Raw genomic sequence first — 9,517 nt, 5'->3', positions numbered from 1 at the left:
GTTCTAAACAGCCAACTAAATCCTTGGACGGCAAAATATGCCTTTATGGGACTAGCAATGTCAGGCACAGATCAACCAGCGAACGATGGTAAAACCGTCAGCCTTGCTATCACAGATGGTATCAACGAAGCCGGCTTATCTGGTGATATTCAATATTTAATGGAATCTTCAACAGCACCTGCTGAAAGTTTAGCAGATCGTGGTTTAACACCTCATATTGCAGAAGAAGTACTTGCTTATATTTTGAGTAATTTTGAAAGCGTTGACGAAGTAAAAGTAGCTTTTGAAAAAATCGGCCTGTTAGATCAAAAATTCCAACTTGATTCATTGGGGGAAGTTCATTTCACCTTACACTGGACCATTAATGATAAAAATAATAATAGTATCGTTTTGCAACCAACAGATAACGGAGCGTTCGTCATTTATGATTCGATTGGCGTAGTCACAAACAGCCCAGAATACAATTATCATTTAACCAATGCACGAAACTATATCGGAATGCGCAACTACGCTATTAAAGAACCTTACACTTTAAAATCAGGCGCAACACTTGACCCAATTGAAGGTGGGACTTCTTACGGACTATTAGGAATCCCAGGAGACTTCACTTCGCCGTCACGCTTCATTCGTGCGTTATACTATTCTGACAATCTCCAAGAATTTGATAGCTCTGAAGGGATTATGCAACTCTATCGCGCCTTCCAAACAGTGATGATTCCTCGGGGGATTGGCCATTTAGGTCAAAGTAATTCTCTGTCTGATTTCACACATTATTGGTCAGGATATGATGTGACTAATCTAACCATGTATGTCCAACCAGAAAGTACTACCTCATTTACAAAATACACTTTGGATCCAGCTTTAACAGAAGTTACTACTTTTGCTGTTTCTAACGAACTACTACTAACAGATTTAAATCAATAAAAACACAAACAACGTCTCTGACTAGGTACTTGGTCAAGGACGTTGTTTCGTTCATTTTTCAGATAATGCGTTATACAACGGCGCTAATTCTTGAAGCGCCTGACAACTTTTTTCTTCAATCGTTTCAAGCTTTTCCGTCGCAAACCACAACTTACCGATCTGAAATGAGCGATTGCCTATCCGCTCTTCTAGAATTTTCCGTTGTTTTTCATCTGCTAAATAATCTTTTAAAGGCAAATGGTCCACTAGTTCATGCTCCTCCTGCGGCCAAATATAATAGCCTTCGCAGTCGATGGTTTGACTCCAAGCTTCTAAACGATTAAGCAATTGATTGTAAGCGACGACCGAGCCTGCCCGCTCCTCACTTTTGTAATGTTGAAACATCAAATATACTTGAAATTGCTTTTTATTTAATAACAACGCCAGACAAGCATTTTCCGCTTGGCGTTGCTCACTGCGATATGCAGCCCAGAAATGACTGCGTAAATTCCAGCCGTTGGTCCAGCTTTCGATTTTCGGCTTAGTGATGCCGAGTTCAGCTGGTAAACCTTGGGTGATTGCGAGGTTTAAGGCTTTCCACTTTTCCCAATGTTGCTTGTAGGTTTGCTTTAAGGCATCGATTTCTGCTGATGTTTGTTGCTCTTTGAGTTGTTTAAATGTGAAGATTTCTCGGTTGAATAGATTGAAGTCTTGATGGGTTAGTTTCATTTTATTCCCTCTTTTTAGTATCTTCTAGTTACTCTTAATAATTTTATTTTTCAATAGCCATTGTAAAAATAACACAAGGACTACAACTGGCCAAAGCGTGATTGGGAAAAAGAGCCCCACAAAAATGCCTGGTACAAGAATCGTTCCTAAGATTTGGGTTGTTAAACTCGTAGCAAAAATTGCGACAACAAAAAGCGAGTCAATTGTTGGGAAAAATTGTGCGACCGCAAACCCGATTAAAATAGCTGAAAAAACGACGGGAAAAATATCGCCACCTATCCAACCTGTCTGTAAACAAACTTGTAAAAATACTAGTTTCATTATCGCAGCGACCACCAAGATATACCAGGCTTGTTGACTACCAAAACTAGGAACTAAATGCATAAAAGATTGTCCTGAAAATAGTAATCTTGGCATTAAAATAACAAAAAGAAAAATACAGGTTGCACCAAAGCTTACCAGTATGCTTTGCTTTTCTTCAAAAGGTTGGCATAGTTTAGCCAGAGCAGCTTGCAACCATTGATAGGCGTTACCAATCACAAAAGCAGTTAATAAAGCGGGTAAAATCAGCCATAACGAAGCCATTTCAATTTTTCCAGTTCCTAACTTCGTAATAAACGATGGGTGTCCCACCAATTTCATTAAAAAGGTAAACACCACCAACCCGTTCACAATAAATAACCCGTTCATCACTTGTTTCAGTTTCTTTTTATCCGCAGGAGCGAGCCTCGTATCGTAGCGCTGAACAAACTGTTGCGGATGCAGCAAGCGCTGAATTTTTGTCCAAAATGCTTGCTGTTCTTGCTCGTCATAATGAAAATAAAGGTACCGTAACTTATCAGATTGCCAGACTGACAACGAAATAATTGCTCCCAACAATGCAGCTTCAGGACCGACACCAGCCCCGAAAATTAAAATTACCAAGGTGGCCAATAAATTTCTAAACACACCTGAATAATCGACCGATTGTTTCGCCTTCAATTCTGTCAGCGCCTCATGCGCCGTTTGTGGTACTTGCCCGAAGCGTTTCTTCAGATAACTCAATACCAACGCTCCTAGCACACACAAGACAAAATAATAGAGGATTGGCCACTTCATTTGCGCTGGCAACACCTCCCAGAGCAGAGTCGTTAGCTCTCCTTCAATGATTAAAAACGCTCCTGAAATTCCCGCGATGATACTACTTAAAAATAACCCACTGACGATAATTGTCCACATTTTTCTGTTACGCATACTTCCTCCAAATGGTAGTTGTTTCTTTTATAGTAGCAGATAGTTAGTGGTTTGTGTTTGAAGATTTTGGGAAGGATTATCGTAATTCATCCTCCAACGGTACTAAATATTCATCTAACGTTTGACGCCAAGCACGCTTCATTTGTTGCGGGTATTTAAATGGTTTTGCTTCTGGGTGCGTCGCTTTATATGACTCGAAGTCTTTGCTGCTGATAATATCCCCCATGTTTGGGATTGGGTTCATGCCAATCATATATTGAATGGCAGATGAATGAAGTTGATCTTCTGAAACAAACCATTCTTGCGCAAATTGTGCAATCACTTGATTTCTAGTTCCTGTGAAGTAGCGTCTTTTCAAAACAAATACATCTTCTTTTTGATCTACTTTTTCATTATCCATTGCATTTAAAATTTCCCGATACACTTCTTTAACACATTCCGTTTTATTCAATTTTTGCAAAGCCTTTTCAATTTCTTCACGAACGCCTTGGCTATTTGCGGAATAATTTCCTAATAATTGATCAATATAAGAAGAGTCAATATCGTACATTTTGGCATGATTATCGCTGTAAAATTCAATCTCCGAAAAATCATTCTCTGGTTTTGGCTCTACTTCTATTAAGGAGCCTTTGATTGTTTCGTATGTTCCTATCTGTTCTTCAATCAAATGGACTTGCTCAGCTAAAGCTGGTGATTTTTCCATTTCATCATTATATTCATCATAGGTCACTAATGCTTCATAGCTATTACTTAACGCTTGAAACGATTGAACATAATCAATTCGCACATCAATCGGCTGGTTCTCATCTATCTCTTCTGGATTAAATTCTTGCATTTTACGAAAGGCTTTTTTAAATCGTTGTTTTGATTCTTTATAGGTCGGATAAATTAATCCAGATTCTTCTTTTGCTTCTGAATAAAGACGAGTCGCATTTGCGACATTTTGTTCCATTGTGTGAGGTTTTCGGAAAGTAACCACTAAGCCCTTTGTTTTATCAGGATAGGTGCGATTAGTTCTTGAAAATGCTTGAATCAAATTGGCGTATTCTAAATTACGATCGACAAATAACGTTTGAATCGTAGGTGCATCAAAACCTGTTAACAGCCGATCAACCACAATAACCAAATCAACATGACGGCCAAATTCTTTAAACTCTGCTTTTTTACGAGCTAAGCGATTGTTGATGTCTCCGTTATAGCGCTCAATGTCTTGTAAGGTCCATGAAGTACCATAGTACGCATTATATTCGGCCATAATTTTTGCTAACTCGTCTTGCTGTGCGCTACTATTCTCAGCGTTTTCTTCTAATGAATAAGTAATGGCAATTCGCGGAAAATCAGGGTCTTCCATCGTTCTCCCTTGACGAATCTGATGCTTAGGAAATTCTTTTTCTAACCAATTTTCTTTCGCTGTCATTTTTTTAATGGCATGATAATAACGTTTCGCCATATCAATTGAACTTGTTGTTAAAATCGCTGATTTACGAGGACGACCATTCCCAAAATCAAATTTAGTATAAGCATTATTGGGGCGGAACATTTTATGAATGACTTCTTGAATATGCTTATCATTTTCATAAATAGAACGATCCAACATTTTCTCTTTTTGAATGTTGTCCATTGCTTCTACTTCATTCGCTAACTCTTCTGGCGTGTATTCTGCATATTTGGTTTCGTTAGACAAACCATCATAGATTTTTTTATACAACGACTCGCTATCAATCGTATCTTCATGTTCCACTTGAAAGCCCAAAACAGCTTTATCTTCTAACGCATTTTTGATTGTATACGTATGTAGAACTTCTCCATATTGGTCGTGTGTCGTTCTGGCTAGTTGTCCTTGCGCTTGCTTTTTATTTTCTTCAAAAATCGGTGTTCCTGTAAAGCCAAACCAAGTGGATCTAGGAAATACTTTTTTAACATCCATCATATTTTCCGCACTAACCGCTCGGTGACATTCATCAACAATAAAAACAATATGTTGCCCCATTAATTTTTGAAAACGATTTGTGCCCTTCTGCTCTTCTTGTTTTCGTGCATATTTCAAAGCAGCATCCAGCTTTTGACGCGTTGTCACAATGACTACGTTAGAGTTCGCATCGGCCAACAATGTTTTACTCAATTCTTTGGCACTGCCTGTCCCGACAATCAGACTATTAGCTTTACCATCACCTGATGAAATCCCTGTGTTAAACTCCGAAGCAAATTTAGTAAACTCACTAGTTGTCTGATTATCTAAATCTTTTCGGTCCAAAAGCATAATCGTCCGATCAATCCCTGGTTTACGCGCTAATAATTTAGTAGAAACGAAACTGGTTAATGTTTTTCCAGAACCTGTAGCATGCCAAATATAGCCGGAGGTGTGCTTACTAGCGGCAACATATAAGGCTTCAATCGCATGAATTTGATAAGGATGTAAAACCATTAATACTTTGTTGTCTTGTTCTTCACTAACAATCGTATAATCGGCAATTAAGCGATGGGCATCTGGTATATTTAGCACTTGGCGACAGAACTCATATAGATTTTCAACTTTTTTATTGTCTTTTGTTCGCCAACTAAACAAGAATTTTTTATGCATAAATTGTGGTAGCGCATTCGCAAAATAGCGAGTGGTTTGTTCATTTGAAACAACAAATAATTGCAAAGTTGAAAAAATATTATTACGAAACATACCTTCCTCGGCATACTTTTTAATTTGATTAAATGCTTGAAATACACCATCTTTCGCTGTCACTTGTTTCAATTCGATTTGGACAATAGGCAACCCATTAATTAATAATGTCACATCAAACCGACTATCATGCTTTGCAGAGTTAGTATTCTTTTTTGCAATTTGATTCACGACTTCATAACTAGAAATCCCCCCACCAATATCACGATTCGAATATAAAATCAAGCTCATTGTTCCTAGAGAAGCATCTTCTCGTTCGATGGTAATTTTCGCAATACCATTTTCCCCTTTTAACCATTTGGCTGCTTCAAAAGGCGTGCGTGTTCGTTCTAATAATCCTGTTTTTATGCGTTCGAATTCTTGGTCTGTTAATGGATGTTCCCCAATTGCGGCTAAATTATTTTGAATGATTTTTTCACGTAAATTACGCCATAAATCTTGTTCCGATTTTAAATCTGCTCGATACGTCCACTGATTGCGATCTTCCCCAAGAATCGCAATTAACTTGTTTTCCACTGTTGCTTCATCGTTGACACTTAGCTTCATAACCTGACCCTCACATTGTTTTATTTAATTAAATTATATCACTATATGGAGAATTTGTTCAATTACAATTGGGAACTGTGTAAGCTTGAAAAGCTAACAGATTTTTTCTCGGGATTAACCTATTCACCTGATAATGTTCAAAAAGATGGAACTTTTGTTTTACGCTCATCAAACGTCAAAGATAATGCGATAATTTCAGCTGATAACGTTTATGTTAGAAACGAGGTAGCAAACTCTGAACATGTGCAAGTTGGCGATGTAATTGTTGTTGTCCGAAATGGATCACGTTCTCTTATTGGAAAACACGCTCCTATCAATCGTGAAATGCCGAATACAGTCATTGGAGCGTTCATGACTGGTCTTCGTTCTCCATCACCAAAATTTTTGAATACATTACTTGATACACAACAATTCAACGTGGAAATTCATAAAAATCTTGGGGCGACAATAAACCAAATCACAACTGGTGAATTTAAGAGGATGCACTTCATAGTGCCAACCGATGAAGACGAAAAAGAAAAGATTGGTAGTCTTTTCCGGCAGCTCGATGACATCATCACTCTTCATCAGCGTAAGCTTGATCAGTTGAAAGAGTTGAAGAAAGCGTATTTGCAAGTAATGTTTCCTGCAAAAGATGAACGAGTACCGAAGTTACGTTTTGCTGATTTTGAAGGAGAATGGGAACAGTGTAAGTTGGGAAACATACTTACAGAACGTAATACTCAACAATCAAAAAGTAAAGAATATCCGTTAGTCTCATTCACTGTTGAAGATGGTGTTACTCCTAAAACAGAACGTTATGAAAGAGAGCAACTAGTACGGGGAGATAAGTCATCTAAAAAGTATAAAGTTACTGAATTAAATGATATTGTGTATAATCCTGCTAATTTAAAATTTGGTGCAATTGCACGAAATCACTATGGGAAGGCTGTGTTTAGTCCGATCTATATAACATTTATAGTGAATGATAAATTAGCTTGTTCAAGTTATGTAGAAGTATTTATTACAAGAAAAGACTTTATATCTTATTCCTTAAAATATCAACAAGGTACAGTATATGAAAGGCAATCCGTAAGTCCAGAAAATCTGTTAAATATGAAATTCTTGTTACCTAATACAAAGGAACAAGAATTTATTGGGCATTTTTTTGAAAAGCTAGATTGTAATAGTAATTTTCATAAGAAAAAAATAACTCAACTAAAGAACTTAAAAAAATCCTACCTTCAAAATATGTTCATATAAAACTGAATATTTACACACTTTCCTACCTCCGAGATAATAAAAAAGATGATTCGTTCATCAACAATTATCGAGGAGGTTTTATTTTGGTTAAGAGAAAGAGAACAGAGCAGTTGTTTCATGAGTATTTTAGTGAATGGGTGGAGCTATATAAGGTAGGGGCGATTCGGGATATTTCGTTGCAAAAATATTATATTGCGGAACAACGGCTTGCCGAGTTGGCCCCTGGTCTAAAAGTAAAACATTTGGATCGGCAACGGTATCAGCAGTTATTAAATGACTACGCGTTAACCCACGAACGGCAGACAACCATGGATTTTCATCATCAATTAAAAGGAGCAATTTTAGATGCAGTCGATGAAGGACTTATTTCAAAAAATCCAACACGAAAAATTGTCATTAAAGGAAAAGCGCCACGTCCTAAAAAATCAAAATTTTTAAACCAATTTGAAGTTCAGGCGCTTTTGAAAGAATTAGAGTTAGGCGAGCAACTAAACTGGGATTGGTTTATTTTATTGGTAGTTAAAACGGGCCTACGCTTTTCCGAAGCATTGGCGCTAACGCCAAAAGATTTCGATTTTTCTAAACAAAAAATAACTATTGAAAAAACATGGAATTATAAGAACCCCACTGGTTTTTTCCAATCAACAAAAAATGAATCTTCTAAACGCAAAGTACAAATTGACTGGCAAACAGCAATGCAATTTTCTCAATTGATAAGAAATATGCCGCCAATGGAACCAATTTTTGTGAAAGGACGTGTCTTTAATTCTACGATTAATAGTCGCTTAAAAGTCTTATGTAGACGTGCACAGATTCCAGTGATTACTGTCCATAGCTTACGCCACACACATGCCTCGTTATTATTATTTGCTGGTGTTTCAATTGCCAGCGTGGCGACTCGATTAGGCCATTCTAGTATGACAACTACGCAAGAAACTTATCTGCATATTATTCAGGAATTAGAGAATCAGGATAACGATAAAATTATGCGCCATTTGGCGATGTTGATGTAGAAAGAGCACTCCAAATTTCGGAGTGCTTCTTTCGTTATAAGTTAAGTAAAGATTTTGCATTTACACGATCATACAATTCGATTAACAATTCTTTATTGTCTTTCATTTGCGAATAAACAACTTTTATCCAATCTTTTTGAAATTCATAATCATTAATAATATCTTGAACAAGCTGAGCTTTAAACGTAAAATAAGGCTGAGCCGTTCCGTATTTTTCTGAAATCAAAGTGTGTAGTAAAGTATGTTCCAATAAATTACAATAAACTAAACGGTCAGGTAATTGTTCTTCCCATGGCGCAACTAGAGCATAATCTGTAGTTGATAAATTCGGATAGTTATCCTCTCCAACATGATGAATTTCCAATCCCTCCATTGACCGAGTAATTTTAGGATTTTTAGATTTACAAGTTGGAGTCCTGAAATAAGAACCTGGAACTGGACCATACTTATTATTTAAGTACGTGACAAGTTCAGAATAATTCATTTTCACAAGTTTTTGATATTCTTCTTGCAAGCTGTTTGCCAATGATAGTCATCCTTTCTTTTTCATAACAAGGATACTCCTTTCAACGACATTGTGCAACATTGAACAATCGTTTGTATAAACAATCCCAGTTACTTTTACGTGTAGCAGTAACTGGGATTGAATTAAATGAACATGTTTTGGAGATAGGCTTTTTTTAGATATTTGATAGAATCTAGTTTAGATTGATGCAAAGATATAGATTCATTCAACTTTCTGAATAATAACCCAATTTGTTTTTGCTCTTCATTTTTTGGAATAAATATCCTAATTTGATAAAATAAATCTAATTCTAGATTTCTTCTTACGATGCTTGCACCTTGTGTGGAAGCATTTTTATACTGATCTAGCATTTTATTGGTTCTAAGTTGAGGATTTAGAAATTCTTTATTAAGGTCAATTATTTTAAAAGTTTTATAACTTGGTGATACCAAACCTTGTCCGATATTGTTGATATTTATATTTCCTAACCATAAATTTTGTGGAGATAATACTAAATCTCCGTCATCTATTATCTTATATCCCAAGTTGGAATTTCCAGACACTCGTCCTTCTCGAATTTCCATACCATTGTTTGTACTTGATAAAATAATATATTCATTCTCAATTGTTGATTTTTTACTAAAATCTTCCAAAAAATCTCCTAGCTTACGC

Annotated in this window: 7 protein-coding genes and 1 pseudogene; 3 read left to right on the top strand and 5 right to left on the bottom strand. The window is 36.5% G+C overall.

Annotated features, from left to right (window positions below; all coding sequences use genetic code 11):
• On the top strand, nt 1–924 hold a 924-nt coding region (locus KQI94_RS14200; RefSeq protein ID WP_253296181.1), incomplete at its 5' end, for a linear amide C-N hydrolase.
• A 51-nt stretch (nt 925–975) separates the two neighbouring features.
• Here the strand turns inward: KQI94_RS14200 and KQI94_RS14195 are convergent.
• The 3 genes from KQI94_RS14195 to KQI94_RS14185 all read right to left on the bottom strand — a co-directional run bounded on the left by KQI94_RS14195 (nt 976) and on the right by KQI94_RS14185 (nt 6,085).
• Nucleotides 976–1,632: a glucose-6-phosphate 1-dehydrogenase family protein gene (locus KQI94_RS14195; RefSeq protein ID WP_002365296.1), complete on the bottom strand. Its 657-nt coding sequence runs from the start codon at nt 1,630–1,632 to the stop codon at nt 976–978.
• A gap of 24 nt (nt 1,633–1,656) precedes the next feature.
• Nucleotides 1,657–2,865, bottom strand: coding sequence for a chloride ion channel protein (locus KQI94_RS14190; RefSeq protein WP_002368371.1), 1,209 nt, complete (start codon nt 2,863–2,865; stop codon nt 1,657–1,659).
• A 76-nt stretch (nt 2,866–2,941) separates the two neighbouring features.
• Nucleotides 2,942–6,085 carry an HsdR family type I site-specific deoxyribonuclease gene (locus tag KQI94_RS14185; RefSeq protein WP_002368372.1) on the bottom strand — a complete coding sequence of 1,048 codons (3,144 nt, stop codon included), beginning with the start codon at nt 6,083–6,085 and terminating at the stop codon, nt 2,942–2,944.
• Nucleotides 6,086–6,100: 15 nt separating this feature from the next.
• On the opposite strand from KQI94_RS14185, the gene KQI94_RS14180 reads away from it, so the two are divergent.
• Together KQI94_RS14180 and KQI94_RS14175 are read left to right on the top strand one after the other, a co-directional pair.
• Nucleotides 6,101–7,327, top strand: coding sequence for a restriction endonuclease subunit S (locus KQI94_RS14180; RefSeq protein WP_228841248.1), 1,227 nt, complete (start codon nt 6,101–6,103; stop codon nt 7,325–7,327).
• Between the two features lie 83 nt (nt 7,328–7,410).
• Nucleotides 7,411–8,340 carry a site-specific integrase gene (locus KQI94_RS14175; RefSeq protein ID WP_002368376.1) on the top strand — a complete coding sequence of 310 codons (930 nt, stop codon included), beginning with the start codon at nt 7,411–7,413 and terminating at the stop codon, nt 8,338–8,340.
• Nucleotides 8,341–8,374: 34 nt separating this feature from the next.
• On the opposite strand, the gene KQI94_RS14170 is transcribed toward KQI94_RS14175, so the two are convergent.
• Nucleotides 8,375–8,866, bottom strand: coding sequence for a hypothetical protein (locus KQI94_RS14170; RefSeq protein WP_002368375.1), 492 nt, complete (start codon nt 8,864–8,866; stop codon nt 8,375–8,377).
• Nucleotides 8,867–8,988: 122 nt separating this feature from the next.
• Nucleotides 8,989–9,517: pseudogene (locus KQI94_RS14165) on the bottom strand (restriction endonuclease subunit S); the annotation flags it as partial.

The sequence above is a fragment of the Enterococcus sp. S183_ASV_20 genome (genome assembly GCF_018919685.1).
Classification (GTDB): Bacteria; Bacillota; Bacilli; order Lactobacillales; family Enterococcaceae; genus Enterococcus; species Enterococcus faecalis.
Note: the sequence above shows the minus strand (reverse complement) of the source record. Positions and strands in the feature narration are given on the sequence as shown.